This window comes from Streptomyces sp. NPDC059452 (assembly GCF_042750035.1).
GTDB lineage: Bacteria > Actinomycetota > Actinomycetes > Streptomycetales > Streptomycetaceae > Streptomyces.
In genome coordinates, this window is sequence record NZ_JBHYVE010000041.1 from 1 (window position 1) to 15,150 (window position 15,150).

Annotated in this window: 12 protein-coding genes; 7 read left to right on the top strand and 5 right to left on the bottom strand. The window is 73.5% G+C overall.

The genetic code is table 11. The annotated features are described in order from the left end of the window. Positions 1–100: 100 nt before the first annotated feature. The 3 genes from ACFW9Z_RS33375 to ACFW9Z_RS33385 all read left to right on the top strand — a co-directional run bounded on the left by ACFW9Z_RS33375 (position 101) and on the right by ACFW9Z_RS33385 (position 4,364). Entirely contained in the window at positions 101–1,162 is a 1,062-nt protein-coding gene (locus ACFW9Z_RS33375) for an ABC transporter substrate-binding protein (RefSeq protein WP_384646843.1), read from the top strand. Positions 1,163–1,260: 98 nt separating this feature from the next. After that, positions 1,261–3,315: an iron ABC transporter permease gene (locus ACFW9Z_RS33380; protein WP_384646927.1), complete on the top strand. Its 2,055-nt coding sequence runs from the start codon at positions 1,261–1,263 to the stop codon at positions 3,313–3,315. Beyond that, a complete protein-coding gene (locus ACFW9Z_RS33385; RefSeq protein WP_384646845.1) occupies positions 3,312–4,364 on the top strand; it encodes a peptidase C39 family protein in 1,053 nt (350 codons plus the stop codon). The genes ACFW9Z_RS33380 and ACFW9Z_RS33385 overlap by 4 nt, the downstream gene beginning before the upstream one ends. A gap of 36 nt (positions 4,365–4,400) precedes the next feature. Here the strand turns inward: ACFW9Z_RS33385 and ACFW9Z_RS33390 are convergent, their stop codons facing one another. Next, positions 4,401–4,592 carry a hypothetical protein gene (locus ACFW9Z_RS33390; RefSeq protein WP_384646847.1) on the bottom strand — a complete coding sequence of 64 codons (192 nt, stop codon included), beginning with the start codon at positions 4,590–4,592 and terminating at the stop codon, positions 4,401–4,403. A 421-nt stretch (positions 4,593–5,013) separates the two neighbouring features. Between ACFW9Z_RS33390 and ACFW9Z_RS33395 the strand changes: the two genes are divergently transcribed. Continuing rightward, positions 5,014–7,098, top strand: coding sequence for a HelD family protein (locus ACFW9Z_RS33395; protein WP_384646849.1), 2,085 nt, complete (start codon positions 5,014–5,016; stop codon positions 7,096–7,098). Between the two features lie 68 nt (positions 7,099–7,166). On the opposite strand, the gene ACFW9Z_RS33400 is transcribed toward ACFW9Z_RS33395, so the two are convergent. Beyond that, the gene (locus ACFW9Z_RS33400) at positions 7,167–7,856 is read right to left on the bottom strand and encodes a copper homeostasis protein CutC (RefSeq protein ID WP_384646853.1); all 690 of its coding nucleotides are present in this window, start codon (positions 7,854–7,856) and stop codon (positions 7,167–7,169) included. A 238-nt stretch (positions 7,857–8,094) separates the two neighbouring features. Here ACFW9Z_RS33400 and ACFW9Z_RS33405 point away from each other — a divergent pair, with 238 nt between their 5' ends. Then, positions 8,095–10,389 carry a heavy metal translocating P-type ATPase gene (locus ACFW9Z_RS33405; protein WP_384646855.1) on the top strand — a complete coding sequence of 765 codons (2,295 nt, stop codon included), beginning with the start codon at positions 8,095–8,097 and terminating at the stop codon, positions 10,387–10,389. Positions 10,390–10,433: 44 nt separating this feature from the next. Here ACFW9Z_RS33405 and ACFW9Z_RS33410 read toward each other — a convergent pair whose 3' ends face one another. The 3 genes from ACFW9Z_RS33410 to ACFW9Z_RS33420 are packed head-to-tail and all read right to left on the bottom strand — an operon-like array spanning position 10,434 to position 12,795. Then, positions 10,434–11,309: a biotin-dependent carboxyltransferase family protein gene (locus ACFW9Z_RS33410; RefSeq protein ID WP_384646857.1), complete on the bottom strand. Its 876-nt coding sequence runs from the start codon at positions 11,307–11,309 to the stop codon at positions 10,434–10,436. After that, positions 11,306–12,049 (bottom strand): allophanate hydrolase subunit 1, encoded by a 744-nt coding sequence (locus ACFW9Z_RS33415; RefSeq protein WP_384646859.1) that lies wholly within the window; start codon positions 12,047–12,049, stop codon positions 11,306–11,308. Before ACFW9Z_RS33415 ends, ACFW9Z_RS33410 begins: the two co-directional genes overlap by 4 nt. Then, on the bottom strand, positions 12,046–12,795 hold the full coding sequence (locus tag ACFW9Z_RS33420) for a LamB/YcsF family protein (protein WP_384646929.1): 750 nt from the start codon (positions 12,793–12,795) through the stop codon (positions 12,046–12,048). Before ACFW9Z_RS33420 ends, ACFW9Z_RS33415 begins: the two co-directional genes overlap by 4 nt. Before the next feature lie 136 nt (positions 12,796–12,931). On the opposite strand from ACFW9Z_RS33420, the gene ACFW9Z_RS33425 reads away from it, so the two are divergent. Together ACFW9Z_RS33425 and ACFW9Z_RS33430 are read left to right on the top strand one after the other, a co-directional pair. Then, entirely contained in the window at positions 12,932–13,627 is a 696-nt protein-coding gene (locus tag ACFW9Z_RS33425; protein WP_384646862.1) for a hypothetical protein, read from the top strand. A gap of 174 nt (positions 13,628–13,801) precedes the next feature. Then, complete coding sequence (locus tag ACFW9Z_RS33430; RefSeq protein WP_384646864.1) at positions 13,802–15,046, top strand: PQQ-binding-like beta-propeller repeat protein; 1,245 nt, start codon at positions 13,802–13,804, stop codon at positions 15,044–15,046. Positions 15,047–15,150: the final 104 nt, after the last annotated feature.

Genomic DNA, 15,150 nt, shown 5'->3' on the forward strand with positions numbered 1-15,150 from the left:
TGCCAACGGCGCCCCGATGACAGCCATACCCAGAACCCCTGGGCCCTCCGATCCTACGAATGACCAGATCAGACCCACGCCTTGAAAGGTAGGACCCCTCATGATCCGCGCCCGCCGTCTCCTGGCGTCAGCCGCCACCGGGCTCGCCGTCGCCCTCGCCACCACGGCCTGCGGCACCACCGACGTCAGGACGCCCGAGGCCGGCGCCGCCGCCTCCCCGGCGTCCAAGGACTGTGCCGGGGACACCACCGCGACCTCGACGAAGCCGGTGACCCTCACCGACAGCCTCGGCCGGAAGGTGAAGCTGGACAAGCCCGCCGCACGTATCGCCGTCACGGAGTGGCAGCAGGTCGAGGACGCCCTCACCCTCTGCGTCACGCCCGTCGCGGTCTCCGACGCGAAGGGGTACCGGACCTGGGTCAGCGCGGAGAAGCTGCCCCAGGGCGTGACGGACATCGGGACCCGCGAGGAGCCCGACCTCGACACCCTCGCCGCCACCAAGCCCGACCTGGTCGTCGTGGAGGCGTTCGACGCCAAGGACGAGACCCTGGTCGCACTGGAGAAGCGGGGCATACCGGTCATAGCCACCCGGGGTGCCAATCCCAAGGATCCCATCGGCAACGTGCGGGACGTGTTCAACCTGATCGGCGAGGCGACCGGGCGCAACGAGCGGGCGAAGCAGGTCATCGGGCAGTTCGACGACCGCCTCGCGGAGGCCAAGAAGCAGGTGGCCGACGCCGATCTGCCGACGAAGGACTTCCTGTTCTTCGACGGCTGGCTCCAGGGCGGCAACCTCACGGTCCGCCCGTACGGCGAGGCCGCCCTGTTCACCGCGATCGGCGAGGAGCTGGGGATGAAGGCCGCCTGGACCGACGACATCAACAAGGCGTACGGCGACGGCGGCGTCGACCCCTCCTACGGGCTGGCGCAGACCGACGTCGAGGGGCTGACCGCCGTGGGGAAGGCCAACCTCTTCTACGCCAACGACGAAGGCGCCGGAGGCTACGTCAAGGCCCTCCAGAAGAACCCGGTCTGGAAGTCGCTCCCCGCCGTGAAGGAAGGCCGCGCGCACAGCTTCCCCGCCCGGGTCTGGGGCGCCGGCGGGCCGCGCTCGTGCGAGCAGGCGATCGACGCGTACGTCGATGTCCTGACCAAGAAGTGAGCGTTCAGCACCAAGAAGTGAGTGCCCCGGCCCTGACCGCAGAGGAACAGGCCCCGGTCACGGCGGCGCAGGCCCCGGTCACGGCGGCGCAGGCCCCGGTGACCGGCGGCAGCCGCTTCGCCGGGGCCGCCGTCCTCGGGCTCCTCGCCGTCGCGATCGTGCTGGTGGGCCTCTGGCATCTGACGCAGGGGACCTCCGGCGCGGGGATGGGGGACCTGGTCCGGTACGCCACCGGGGCGCGGGAGGACGTCAGCGGGGTGCCGGTCGGGGACATCGTCGCCGGTTCGCGGCTGCCCCGGCTGCTCGCGGGCGTGGCGGTGGGGTTCGCCCTCGGTGCCGCCGGGGCGCTGCTCCAGTCCGTCACCCGTAACGCGCTCGCGTCGCCGGACACCCTCGCGGTCACCGCCGGGGCCTACTTCACGCTGTCGGCCGTCGCCGCCTTCGGGCTCACCGTGCCGCTGTGGGCCTCCGGTGCCGTCGCCTTCGCGGGCGGCCTGCTCGCGGCGGTCCTCGTGCTCGCCCTCACGGGCCGTACGGCGGGGACCTCGGGCACGCGTCTCGTCCTCGCCGGATCGGCGATGGCCATGGCGCTGGACGCGGCGACCGCGATGCTGCTCATCCTCTTCGACCGGAACACCACCGGCCTCTTCGCCTGGGGCAGCGGCTCCCTCGCCCAGCTCAACATCGACGCGTCGATGCGCGCCATCCCGCTGGTGGCCGTCGTGCTGTGCGCCGCCCTCGCGCTCTCCCGGAAGCTGGACGTACTGGGCCTCGGCGAGGACACCGCGTCCGCCCTCGGCGTGCCGGTCCGGGCGACCCGGACGGCGGCGGTGCTCTGCGCCGTCCTCCTGACCAGCACGGCGGTGACCCTCGCGGGCCCGATCGCCTTCGTCGGCCTCGGCGCCCCGGTCCTGGCCCGGCTGATCGCCGTACGCGTACGGGCCCTGCACCGGCACGCGCTGCTGGTGCCCGGCGCCGGGCTGCTCGGCGCGCTGCTCGTCCTGCTCGCGGACGCGGCGCTGCGCGCGGTGCTGGGGGCCGAGGGCGCCGCCTCCGTCCCCACGGGCATCCCGACCGCGCTGCTCGGCGCCGTCGTGATCGTGGTCCTCGCGCTCCGCCTGCGGGACGCCGGGCCGGTCCGGCAGCCCCCGCAGGCCCGGGCCGCCACCCGCTCGCGCCGGTCGTTCCTCCTCGTCGTGACCGTCGCGGTGGCGCTCCTGGCCGGGGCCGTCCTGGTGGGGATCCTGGCGGGAAGCCTCTGGCTGCGCACGGGGGACCTCGTCCTCTGGGTGCAGGGCACCGCCCCCGACCTGATCGGGCGCGCGCTGGACGACCGGATGCCCCGGGTGGCCGCCGCCGTGCTCGCGGGTGCGGCGCTCGGTCTTGCCGGATGCGCCGTGCAGAGCGCGGTACGCAACCCGCTGGCCGAGCCGGGCGTGCTCGGCATCACGGCGGGGGCCGGGCTCGGCGCGGTGGTCGTCGTGACGTCGGACCTGCCCGGCGGGCGGCCGGTGCTCATCGCCGCCGCCGTCGCCACGGGGATCGCCACGTTCGCGCTGATCGCCCTGCTGGCCTGGCGCGGCGGCTTCCTGCCCGACCGGTTCGTGCTGATCGGCATCGGCTGCGGCTACGGGCTGAGCGCCGTCTCGACCTTCCTCCTCCTGCGCGCCGACCCGTGGAACACCCCCCGGATCCTCACCTGGCTCTCGGGGACGACCTACGGGCGCTCGCTCCCCGACGTCGTACCGGTCGCGGTCGGTCTGCTGATCGCCCTGCCGCTGCTGCTGTCGATGCGCCGTCAGCTCGATCTGCTGGCCATCGACGAGGACACCCCGCGCATCCTCGGCGTCAGCCCGGCCCGCACCCGCTTCGCCTCGCTCACCGTCGCCGCCGTGCTCGCGGCGCTCGGTGTGATCGCGATCGGGGTCGTCGGCTTCGTCGGGCTCGTCGCCCCGCACCTCGCCCGGTCCCTCGTCGGCGCCCGGCACGGCCGCGTGATCCCGGTCGCGGTGCTCATCGGGGGCGTACTGGTCTGCGTGGCCGACACCCTGGGCCGCACACTCATCGCCCCCGCCCAGATCCCCGCCGGGCTCATGGTCGCCCTGGTCGGCGCCCCGTACTTCATCTGGCTGCTCCGGAGGTCCCGCGCATGACGTCGACGTACACCGTGATCCCGTACGAGCCCGGGGCGTGGCCGGACGCGGTGCGGCGGGTCGCTCCGCCCGAGGTGCTGGAGCGGTGGGGCGCGGTGGACCGTTCCCCGCACGCTCCCCGCCTGGTGGGCACGGCCGACGGCGACGGTGCCGCGCTGGTGACGGCGCGCCCCGGTACCGCCTACGTGAAGATCGTGGACGCGGTGGGGGACGTGCCGAAGGCGGTGGCGGCCGTCGTCTCGTACGCGTACGGGCAGGGCCTCGTACAGGTCAAGTGGGAGGGGTGGACGGCGAGCGCGGAGGACGCGGTGGCGGCCGGGTTCGCTCCGCTGCGGCTGCCGCTCGCGCATCCGCACGGACCGAGTGAGCCCGGGGCCGGGTATGTGCGTCGGCTGTACGAGGGTGAGTACGGGGACGGGGCCGCCGAGCCACCGCCGTACTACCGGCAGAGCACCGACTTCACCTGCGGCGCCGTCACCGCCCTGGTCGCGCAGGCGCACGCGGGTGTGGAGCCCCGGGAATCGATCGGCCGCGAGGCGGAGCTGACCCTGTGGCGGGATGCGACCAACTTCGCCGCGTGCGAGCCCGTGGGGCTGGGTGTCGCGGTACGCCGCCGGTGGCCGTCGTCGCCGGTCGGGGTGTTCCTCGACACGGACGGGCCCGTCCTGCTCGACCACCTCTCCGGGGACGAGCGGGAGTGGCGGGCGGTGCTCCAGCGGGTGTCACGGGTGGACGCCGGGCGGCTCGGCGTCCCGGTCGACGCGCGGCGGCTGTCCCTGGCCGGGCTCCGGGAGGCGGTCGGCCGGCGGGAGCACGTGCTGCTCCTCGTGTCGCTGGCCGTGATGCAGGGGTTCGACGTGCCGCACTGGGTGCTGTGTCACGGGGTGGTGCCGGGGGCGGTGGTGGTGGAGGACCCGTGGTTCAACACGGCCGCGGGAGAGACCTGGGTCGATGCCCATCTGCTGCCTGTTCCCGACGCCTCGCTCGACGCGATGTCCCTGGTCGGGCAGGACCGCGTCCGGGGCGCGGTGCGCATCGGACACCAATAGACCCCGGGGGCTCCTGGGCGGGCCCGCCCGGGAAGCTCAGCGGCCCCGGCCGAGGACTCCGGCCCCTTCCGCGTACTCCCCCAGGACGACCACGCTGAACGCCGTCGTCACGAAGACCTTGACCGCGCGTACGGCGTCTCCGACGCGATGGGGCCGATGGTGACCGGTGACCGCGGTCGCGCCGTGCGCGGGGCCGGTCCTGCGTGGGTTCAGAGTCGTTGTGCTCATGTATCCATGGTGCTCCCGTCACCCGTTCGGCCGCGTCGGCCCGCAGACGGAACCCGTACGCCGGGCGCGTAGCCCTCCAGTACCGCCCGGCCCGCACACATCCCCTACGGGTATCCCCGGTCTCTCCCCCTCCAGGAGCACGGAAATCCGTTTCGCCGCCGCCCGGCCCTGTGGCTACAATCGCCGGTCTGCCCGCCTCCCGCGCCGTGTCAACTGCCCCGGGAGCGCCGCCGACCGGACGGAAACCGGCCGACACCCACGGATACGCACCTTCCCAGCGGACCCGCCTGCTCCGGCCCCGGCCGACCGCGGCGCGCGGTCCGCCGTCCTGCGCCGAAAAGCCGTCGAGAGACCGTCGAGAAGTCGTCGAGAAGCCGTTGAAAAGCCGTCGAAGAGCCGTCGAAGAGCCGGAGGCAACACCGTGCCCGCGCACGTAGCAGAAAGCGATTCCACCACCGACCCGCTGGACCCCCTGGCGCACGAACGTGCCCATCTCGCCGCGTCCCGTGCCGCCCTGCGGGCGATGCGCGAGGACGTCCAGGCCCTCGACATCCGCGATGTCACCGCGAACTGGGTCAACGCCGCCGTGCTCCAGTCCCAGATCGACGACCGCATCAAGGCGCTCGCCGATCTCTCCCACACCCCCTTGTTCTTCGGCCGCCTCGACTACCTCCACGCCGTCGGCGGCGAGCTGGCCGAGGGGGCGGAGGGCGAGCGGTTCTACATCGGGCGCCGGCACGTCCACGACGCCGCCGGGGACCCGATGGTCATCGACTGGCGGGCCCCGGTCTCCCAGCCGTACTACCAGGCGTCCCCCAAGAACCCCCAGGACGTGGGGCTCCGCCGCCGCTTCGGGTACACCGCCGGTGAGCTCACCGCGTACGAGGACGAGCACCTCACCGACCCCACCGAGGCCGCGCACACCAGCCGCCTCCTCCAGGCGGAGATCGAGCGGCCCCGCGTCGGGCCGATGCGCGACATCGTCGCCACCATCCAGCCCGAACAGGACGAGATCGTACGGAGCGGCCTCGGCGGCACCGTCTGCGTCCAGGGCGGTCCCGGCACCGGGAAGACCGCCGTCGGCCTGCACCGCGTGGCGTTCCTGCTGTACGCGCACCGCGACCGCCTCGCCCGTACCGGCACCCTCGTCATCGGGCCGAACCGGTCCTTCCTCCACTACATCGAGCAGGTCCTGCCCGCCCTCGGTGAGCTGGAGGTCAAGCAGGCCACCGTCGACGACCTGGTGACGGCGGGCGTGACGGTGCGCGGCAGCGACGACGCGGCCGCCGCCGTCATCAAGGGCGACGCCCGCATGGCCGAGGTGCTGCGCCGGGCCATCCGCTCGCACGTCACCACCCCCACCGAGCCCGTCGTGGTGGTGCGCGGGTCGCGGCGGTGGCGGGTGCCCGCGTACGAGATCGAGGAGATGGTCGACGAGCTGCTGGCCCGGGACATGCGGTACGGCTCCGCCCACGAGGCCCTGCCGCAGCGGATCGCGCACGCCGTCCTCGTACGGATGGAGGAGGCGGGCGAGGCGCCGGACGACCGGGTGCAGAACACCGTGGCCCGCAATCCGGCGGTGAAGGCGGCCGTCAAGGCGATCTGGCCCGCCGTCGACCCGGAGAAGCTGGTGCTGCGGCTGCTGGCCGACCCGGAGTTCCTGGCCGCCCACGCGGAGGGGCTGCTCAGCGCGGACGAGCAGAAGCTGATCCTCTGGGCGAAGCCCGCCCGGAGCGTGAAGTCGGCCAAGTGGTCGGCGGCGGACGCGGTGCTGATCGACGAGGCCCGGGACCTGGTGGCGCGTACGCACTCGCTCGGCCATGTCGTGCTCGACGAGGCGCAGGACCTCTCCCCCATGCAGTACCGGGCGGTGGGGCGGCGCTGCTCGACCGGCTCGGCCACCGTGCTCGGCGACCTCGCGCAGGGGACGACGCCGTGGTCCACGGAGAGCTGGGACGAGGCGCTGTTCCACCTGGGGAAGGCGGACGCGGTGGTGGAGGAGCTGACCGCCGGTTTCCGTGTGCCGCGCGAGGTGATCGCGTACGCCTCCCGGCTGCTGCCCGCGATCTCGCCGGGTCTTACGGCGGTGGAGTCGGTGCGGGAGTCGCCGGGGTCGTTGGTCGTACGGGAAGTGCCGGGCGGGGCGGCGGAACTGGACGCGGCCGTGGTCGCCGCCTGCGAGGAGTCGCTGCGGCACGAGGGGTCCATCGGGCTGATCGCCGCCGATGCCCGCATCCCGGCGCTGGGCGCGGCGTTGGAGGCGGCGGGGCACGCGTACCTGTCCCCCGGCGAGGAGACCACCGCCGAGTCCCGGCTGACGCTGGTGCCCGCGTCGCTCGCGAAGGGGCTGGAGTACGACTACGTGGTGCTCGACGAGCCGGCGGCCGTGGTGGACGGCGAACCGGACGAGCGGACCGGGCTGCGGCGGCTGTACGTCGCGCTGACCCGTGCGGTGTCGGGGCTGACCGTGGTGCACGCGGCGAAGCTGCCGGAGGCGCTGAAGTAGATGCTGAAGTAGATACGGCGAGGGGCGGGGCAGGGGCGGGACCTGGGCGGCTCCCGCCCCCTGCGGGATCAGGCGTCGAGCGCCTCGCGCCACTCCCGTACCGCCGCCGCGTCCACCGGTGCCGACCAGCCGGACGGGCGGGCCGCACCGCCGATGTGGAAGGCGTCGATCCCCGCCGCCCGCAGCTGCGGCAGGTGGTGCAGCTGGAGCCCGCCGCCCACCAGGATCTGCGCCGCGTACCCCGGCTCACCGCTGCGGGCGGCCTCGGCGAGGAGCGTCGGGATGCCCGCGTCGACCCCGTCCGGCGAACCCGCCGTGAGGAACGTGTCCAGGCCGGGCAGGTCCGCGAGCTGCTTGCGCAGGGCGTCACGGTCGGTGGCCCGGTCGATCGCGCGGTGGAAGGTCCAGGGGCTGCCGTCCAGCTGGGCGACGACCCGCTCGACGGCCACGAGGTCGGCGTGGCCGTCCTCGTCGAGGAAGCCGAGCACGAACTCATCGGCGCCGTCCGACCACAGCTCGCGGGCCCTGCGGGCCAGCGCCTCGATGTCACCGGCGGCGAAGCCGTCCGCCAGCCTGAGCATGACGCGCAGCGGGATGTCCACGGCGGACCGGATCGCCGCGAAGGTCTCCCGTGACGGCGTCAGGCCGTCCGCGGCCATGTCGGTGACCAGTTCCAGCCGGTCTGCACCACCTGCCTGAGCAGCGACCGCGTCCTCCGCGTCGAGAGCGATCACCTCCAGGACTGCACGGTTGCTCATGGGTCCCCATTCCTCCGATACCAGCTGTACGCAGCTATAGGTCTAGTCCAATGGCCAGCCTACGGGGCGGCCGAGTGACGGCACAGCCCTCCATCTGAACGCATGATCGCGGAGATACGCGAACCCGCCCCGCAAGCACCCTCCGGCGCGCCTTGCACTTCATAGGGGCGGGGGGTATACATGGGGAGAGGAAGAGATACCCCCTAGGGGTATCAAACCCCGCCCCGAGGAGGACCCCGTGCCCACGCAATCCGCCACCACCCCAGCCGTCGGTACCGGAACAGGCACCGGCACCGGCACCGTCGAGCTGGCCATCGGCGGCATGACCTGCGCCTCCTGCGCGGCGCGCATCGAGAAGAAGCTGAACCGGATGGACGGCGTGGAGGCGACCGTCAACTACGCCACCGAGAAGGCGAAGGTGACGTACCGGGGCGAGGACGTCTCCGTACAGGATCTGATCTCCACCGTCGAAGCCACCGGCTACACCGCCCAGGAACCGCCACCCCCGGCGACGGAGACGAGGGAGAGCGGAACGGCGGAGTCCGAACCCGACGACGGGCTCACCGCCCTCCGCCAGCGCCTGATCACCTCGCTCGTCCTCGCCGTCCCGGTCATCGCGATGGCGATGATCCCGGCCCTCCAGTTCGACAACTGGCAGTGGCTCTCCCTCACCCTCGCCGCCCCCGTCGTCGTCTACGCGGGCTGGCCCTTCCACCGCGCCGCCTGGACCAACCTCAAGCACGGCGCGGCGACCATGGACACGCTGATCTCGGTCGGTACGTCGGCCGCGTTCCTGTGGTCGGTGTGGGCGCTGTTCTTCGGCACGGCGGGGATGACGGGGATGACCCACCCGTTCGAGCTGACCATCGCGCGCAGCGACGGCGCCGGGAACATCTACCTGGAAGCCGCCGCGGGGGTGACCGCCTTCATCCTCGCCGGGCGCTGGTTCGAGGCCCGCTCCAAGCGGAAGGCCGGAGCCGCACTCAAGGCCCTCATGGAGCTGGGCGCGAAGGAGGCCACCGTCCTGCGGGACGGCGTCCAGGTCACCGTACCGACCGCAGAACTCCAGGTCGGTGACCACTTCCTGGTCCGGCCCGGGGAGAAGATCGCGACCGACGGCAGGGTCGTCGAGGGCAGCTCCGCCGTGGACGCCTCGATGCTGACCGGCGAATCCGTACCCGTGGAAGTCGGTACGGGCGACTCCGTCACCGGCGCCACCATCAACGCCGGAGGCCGCCTCGTCGTCGAAGCCACCCGCATCGGCTCCGACACCCAGCTCGCCCGCATGGCCCGCCTCGTCGAGGACGCCCAGAACGGCAAAGCCGCCGCCCAACGCCTCGCCGACCGCATCTCCGCCGTCTTCGTGCCGATCGTGATCGCCCTGTCCCTGGGAACCCTGGGCTTCTGGCTGGGCAGCGGCGCCGGACTGACGGCAGCCTTCACCGCCGCCGTCGCCGTCCTGATCATCGCCTGCCCCTGCGCGCTGGGACTCGCCACTCCGACCGCCCTCATGGTCGGCACCGGACGCGGCGCCCAGCTCGGCATCCTCATCAAGGGCCCCGAAGTCCTCGAAACCACCCGCCGCGCCGACACCATCGTCCTCGACAAGACCGGCACCGTGACAACGGGCAAGATGACCCTCCTCGCCGTCCACACCGCCGACAGCACGGACGAGAACGACGTCCTGCGCCTGGCCGGAGCGGTGGAGCACTCCTCCGAGCACCCCATCGCCCAGGCGGTGGCGGCGGGCGCCGTCGAGCGTCTGGGAGGAGCCGCCCTTCCCACCCCGGAGGACTTCGCCAACGTCCCCGGTCTCGGTGTCCAGGGTGTGGTGGACGGCCACGCCGTCCTCGTCGGCCGGGAGAAGCTGCTGGCCGAGTGGGAGATCCACCTGCCTGCTGAACTGGCGCGTGCGAAGGCCGAGTCGGAGAGCTCCGGGCGTACGGCGATCACCGTCGCGTGGGACGGGGAGGCGCGGGCGGTCCTGGAGGTCGCGGACGCGGTGAAGGACACCAGCGCCGAGGCCGTCCGGCGGCTCCGCGCCCTGGGGCTCACTCCGATCCTCCTGACCGGTGACAACCGGGCGGTGGCCGACGCCGTGGCCCGCGAGGTGGGCATCGACGAGGTGTACGCGGAGGTCATGCCCGAGGACAAGGTCGACGTCGTCAAGCGCCTCCAGGCGGAGGGCCGGAGCGTGGCCATGGTCGGCGACGGGGTCAACGACGCCGCCGCGCTCGCCCAGGCCGATCTGGGTCTGGCCATGGGTACGGGGACGGATGCCGCGATCGAGGCCGGTGACCTCACCCTCGTACGGGGAGACCTGCGGGCCGCCGCCGACGCCATCCGGCTCTCGCGCCGCACCCTCTCCACCATCCGGACGAACCTGTTCTGGGCCTTCGCCTACAACGTCGCCGCGCTGCCGCTGGCCGCCGCGGGGCTCCTCAGCCCGATGATCGCCGGGGCCGCGATGGCGTTCTCGTCGGTGTTCGTGGTCGGCAACTCGCTGCGGCTGCGGGGCTTCAAGGGGGCGTGAGGGTTCGTGCGGGGTTTCGCCCCGGCCCGTACGTACGGGGTTTCTCACGCTCGTACGAACCGCACCCGCGTTCCCGGAACCGCCTGCGCCGCCCTGGCGAGGGCGGTTTCCGGGACGACGCCGACGACCGGATAGCCGCCGGTCGTCGGGTGGTCGTTGAGGAAGACGACGGGGAGCCCGTCCGGGGGAACCTGGATCGCCCCCAACACCATCCCCTCGCTGGGCAGTTCACCCTCGCGGGCCCGTTCCAGGGCGGGCCCTTCGGTGCGGAGGCCGATGCGGTTGCTGTGCGGGGAGACCCGGTAGGCGGCGGTGGTGAGCGTGTGGAGGGCGGCGGGCGTGAACCAGGTGTCGCGCGGGCCGGGTTGGAGGGGCAGCACCAGTTCGGCGGGGGCGCCGGGCCAGGGGACGGCGGGACCGTACGGCGGTGGCTGACCGGCCGGTTCGCCCAGGGGCAGCGTGTCGCCTTCGCTCAGCGGGGCCGGGCCGAGCCCCGAGAGGAGGTCGGCCGAGCGGCTGCCCAGCACCGGTTCCGGCACCAGGCCGCCCGCGAAGGCCAGATAGCCGCGTACGCCGTTGAGCGCGGGCCCCACGTCCAGCACCGCGCCCGCCGGAACCCGTACGGGCGCGCCCCACGCCACGGGCCGCCCGTCGACGGTCACCCGGCACCCCGCACCGCCGACGACGGCCACCACGGGCCGGTCGGGGCGGACGGCGCACCCGGTGACGGTGGTCTCCAGGACGGCGGCGCCCGGCGGATTGCCCGCCAGCCGGTTGGCCAGCCGGGCGGCGGGCGCGTCCAGGAACCCGGCCCGCCCGACGCCGAGGTGGGCCCAGCCGGGGCGGCCCGCGTCCTGGATGGTGGTGAGGGCGCCGGGGCGGACGATGCGCAGGAGGCCGCCCCTCCGTACGGAGGTCATCCGCGCACCGCCGCTCCCGGTACGGCCGCCGCCGGAACGAACCGCACCCGGGTCCCCGGCCCCAGCAGCGCCGCCGGTTCCCGGGCCGGGTCCCAGAGAACCGCCGGGTCCACCATCCGCCCGATGAGCTGCCAGCCACCGGGCGAGACCCGTGGGTAGACCCCGGTGTACGGCCCGGCGAGGGCCAGCGCCCCGGCCGGAACCTTCGTGCGCGGGGTCGCCCGCCGGGGCACGTACAGCCGCTCGGGCAGCCCGGTGAGGTAGCCGAACCCGGGCGCGAACCCGCAGAAGGCCACCCGGAACGCGGTACGGGAGTGGAGGCCGGGCACCTCGTCGGCGCGGACGCCCCAGAGCGCGGCGACCTCCTCCAGGTCGGGGCCGTCGTAGACGACGGGGATCTCCACGGCGTCCTGTTCCTCGCGGCGCAGGGGCGGTATCGGCCAGGAGAGAAGGTCACGCGCGAGCCGGTCCCGGGCCGTGGGCGTGCGGCCACCGACCCGCTGACGGTCCTCGGCGCCGCCCGCCCCACCACGGTCCTCGATGCCGTCGAGCAGCACGGTCCGCGCGCCGGGGACGATCTCGCGTACGCCGGGGAGTGCGCCGCGCTCACGACGGCGGAGCAGCTCGGCGTGGAAGGCCTCCGCGTGTTCACCGTCGGCCAGTTCGACGAGGAGCGCGTACGGCCCGGCGGGCAGCACCCGTATCCCGTACGCCTCCGTACCGTCATCCCCCCGGCTCACGTGAACGCCTCCACCAGCACGCCCGCCCCCTCCAGCGCCTCCCGCACCCGGCGGGCGAGGGCGGCGGCGCCCGGGGTGTCCCCGTGGACGCAGAGCGAGCGCGCCTCCACGGGTATCCGGCCGCCGTCCGCCCCGGTGACCGCCCGGTCCAGCGCCAGGCCGACACTGCGGCGTACGACGTCGTCGGCGTCGTGCACCACCGCACCCGGTTCACCGCGCGGGACGAGGGTGCCCTGCGGGGTGTACGCGCGGTCGGCGAAGGCCTCCTCCACGGCGGGCAGCCCGGCGGCGGAGGCGTGGGCGAGCAGGTGCGAGCCGGGCAGCCCGAGGACGGTGAGGCCACCGCCCGCGAGCCGGACGCCCGCGACGACGGCGGCGGCCTGCTGCTCGTCGTGGACGGTCCGGTTGTAGAGGGCGCCGTGCGGTTTGACGTACGAGACGGTGGAACCGGCCGCCTCGGCGAACACCCGCAGGGCGCCTATCTGGTAGGCGACCTCGGCGGTCAGCTCGTCGGGCGGCACGTCCATCGAGCGGCGCCCGAACCCGGCCAGGTCCCGGTAGGAGACCTGCGCCCCGATCCGTACGCCGTTCACCGCCGCCGCGTCGCAGACCCGCCGCATGACGGAGGGGTCGCCCGCGTGGAAGCCGCACGCCACGTTGGCGCTGGTGACGCAGGCGAGGAGCGCTTCGTCGTCGGTCAGGGTCCAGCGGCCGAAGCCCTCGCCGAGGTCCGCGTTCAGGTCCATCTTCACGGGCGCACGGTAGTGACTGCACGACAGGGCGACAAGGGCCGTCCGACGGGCGGTCCGGGGGAGGGCCCGGGAGCAGGTCCGGGGGCTGGTCCCATGGGGCATCCCCCGTCCCGGCCTCTAAGGTCGTCCCATGACGGACAGCCCGCGCCCTCACCACCCGTACGACCCCGGCGACACCCGCTCCGCCCTGCCCGACCGCTGGCGGGACACGCTCCTCGCCGCCCGTTCCGGGGCGCCCGGCCCCGACCCCCTCCCGTACGCCGAGAACCTCCTGGCCCGCTGGGACGAGCCGCAGCGCCGCTACCACACCACCGCCCACCTGACGGCGGTCCTGGACCGGATCGACACCCTCGCCGGGTACGCCGCCGATGCGCACGCGGTGCGGCTGGCCGCCTGGTTCCACGACGCGGTGTACCGGCCCGACCGCACGGAGAACGAGGAGCGCAGCGCCGCCCTTGCCGAGCGCGCGCTGCCCGAGGCGGGGGTGCCGGAAGCGGTGGTGGCGGAGGTCGCGCGGCTGGTCCGGCTCACCGTGACGCACGACCCGGCCGAGGGGGACCGCAACGGCGAGGTGCTGTGCGACGCGGATCTGGCGGTGCTGGCGGGCGGCCCGCAGGAGTACGCGGCCTATGCGGCACAGGTACGGGAGGAGTACGGCTTCGTCCCCGACGAGGCGTTCCGGGCGGGGCGGGCGGCGGTGCTGCGGCAACTGCTCGCGCTGCCGAGGCTGTTCCGTACGCCGCACGGGGCGGCCGAGTGGGAGGCACGGGCCCGGCACAACCTGGCGACGGAGCTGGAGCTGCTGGGGCCGCCCGAGCCGGGGTGACAGCCCATCCACGACGGGCAACCGGTAAATGTTCGACAGGCAACCGGTAAATGTTCCGGTTCCTTCACGGTGTCGTCCCGGTCGCGCCCTGCCCCGGCCTGTGACACCTGATCACAGCTAACGTCTGGCATCGCAGTTGCACACACTCTGATGACTCCATGGGGGTACGACGACATGTCCAAGGGACTCGCGGGATACGGCACGACGGCCGGCAGACCTTCGCGGCGGCGAATACTCCGGCTGGCCGGGGGCGGTCTCGCGCTGGCGACCCTGGGAGCCGGAACGGTCGGCTGCGAGGACGATTCCATGACCGGCGGCGAGGGCAGCATCCCGCCGCCGCGCAGCACTTCCCCCGCGCCCCGCAAGGACGGGGAGGCCCCCGCGCCCCTATGGGTGAGGAGGACCTCGGCGGAGACCTACGGGGACAACGACGAGCTGGTGGCCGTCGGCGGTGTGGTGATCGCGAGCGGTGACCCGCTGGCCGCCCTGGAGGGGACCACCGGGGAGACCCGGTGGTCACTGGAGGGCGGCGCGGTCCCCGGTGCCCCGCTGCTGCTCGGCGACGGCGGCTCCACCCTGTACCTGGCCAGCGGGAAGTACGACGGCAACGTCATCGGGTACGACCCGTCCTCCGGCAAGGAGACCTGGCGCAGCCACCTGGGCAAGGAGTACCGGCAGCCGAGGCCGGTCGCGGTGGACGACGGGCAGGTGTACGTCATCGCCGAGATCCTGGAGGCCGACAACTCCTCCCGCACCAATGTGATCGCCGCGCTCGACAACCGTACGGGCAAGGTCGTCTGGAAGGAGCAGCGCGACCTCGGCACCCAGCAGAACGGCGTCCACGCCGCCGTACAGGGCCGCTACCTCGTCTACACCGACTTCAAGAACAACCTCACGGTGCGCGACACCGCCACCGGCCGGCAGGTGTGGACGCAGAAGACGACGAAGACGAGTTACGGCCCCTTCGCCGTCCACCAGGATCTGGTGATCGTCCCGCAGGGGCAGCGGCTCCAGGCCTTCGCCCTCTCCGACGGGTCCGAGAGGTGGTCCGTCGAGGCGGAGCAGTTCACCGCCTTCAGCGAGCCGGCCGTCCTGGACGGCGTGCTCTACATCGCGGACAGCGGCCGTACGCTCCGGGCGATCGAGCCGGGGACCGGAAAGAGCGTCTGGCAGTCGACGAGCCTCAAGAAGTCCGGCGGACAGGTGCCCCGGCAGTTCGTCCGCGTCGGCTCCACCCTCTACGGGGCCACCGACCTCGACGAGAAGGGCGGTATCCACGCCTTCGACGCGAAGACCGGCGACCTGCTCTGGACGTTCAACGACGGGTCCAGCGACCACCGCGCCTGGCTGGTGGCCACCGACGGCAAGCGCGTCTTCGCCCTGCACGGCAAGAAGCTGAACGCGCTGCCCGCCGAGTAGCGGCCGGCCGCCCGCCGAGAAGACCAAGGGCGGGGGCCGGGAATGCGCGGGTGTTCTCCGGCGTTGGGACGAGTCATGCCCGATTCCACCTCCCGCCGTCGCAC

Excerpts from the sequence above, each read along its gene's own strand:
- ACFW9Z_RS33375 (WP_384646843.1), top strand. The coding sequence starts at position 101 with ATGATCCGCGCCCGCCGTCTCCTGGCGTCAGCCGCCACCGGGCTCGCC.
- ACFW9Z_RS33385 (WP_384646845.1), top strand. The coding sequence starts at position 3,312 with ATGACGTCGACGTACACCGTGATCCCGTACGAGCCCGGGGCGTGGCCG.
- ACFW9Z_RS33390 (WP_384646847.1), bottom strand. The coding sequence starts at position 4,592 with ATGAGCACAACGACTCTGAACCCACGCAGGACCGGCCCCGCGCACGGC.
- ACFW9Z_RS33400 (WP_384646853.1), bottom strand. The coding sequence starts at position 7,856 with ATGAGCAACCGTGCAGTCCTGGAGGTGATCGCTCTCGACGCGGAGGAC.
- ACFW9Z_RS33410 (WP_384646857.1), bottom strand. The coding sequence starts at position 11,309 with ATGACCTCCGTACGGAGGGGCGGCCTCCTGCGCATCGTCCGCCCCGGC.
- ACFW9Z_RS33420 (WP_384646929.1), bottom strand. The coding sequence starts at position 12,795 with ATGGACCTGAACGCGGACCTCGGCGAGGGCTTCGGCCGCTGGACCCTG.
- ACFW9Z_RS33425 (WP_384646862.1), top strand. The coding sequence starts at position 12,932 with ATGACGGACAGCCCGCGCCCTCACCACCCGTACGACCCCGGCGACACC.
- ACFW9Z_RS33430 (WP_384646864.1), top strand. The coding sequence starts at position 13,802 with ATGTCCAAGGGACTCGCGGGATACGGCACGACGGCCGGCAGACCTTCG.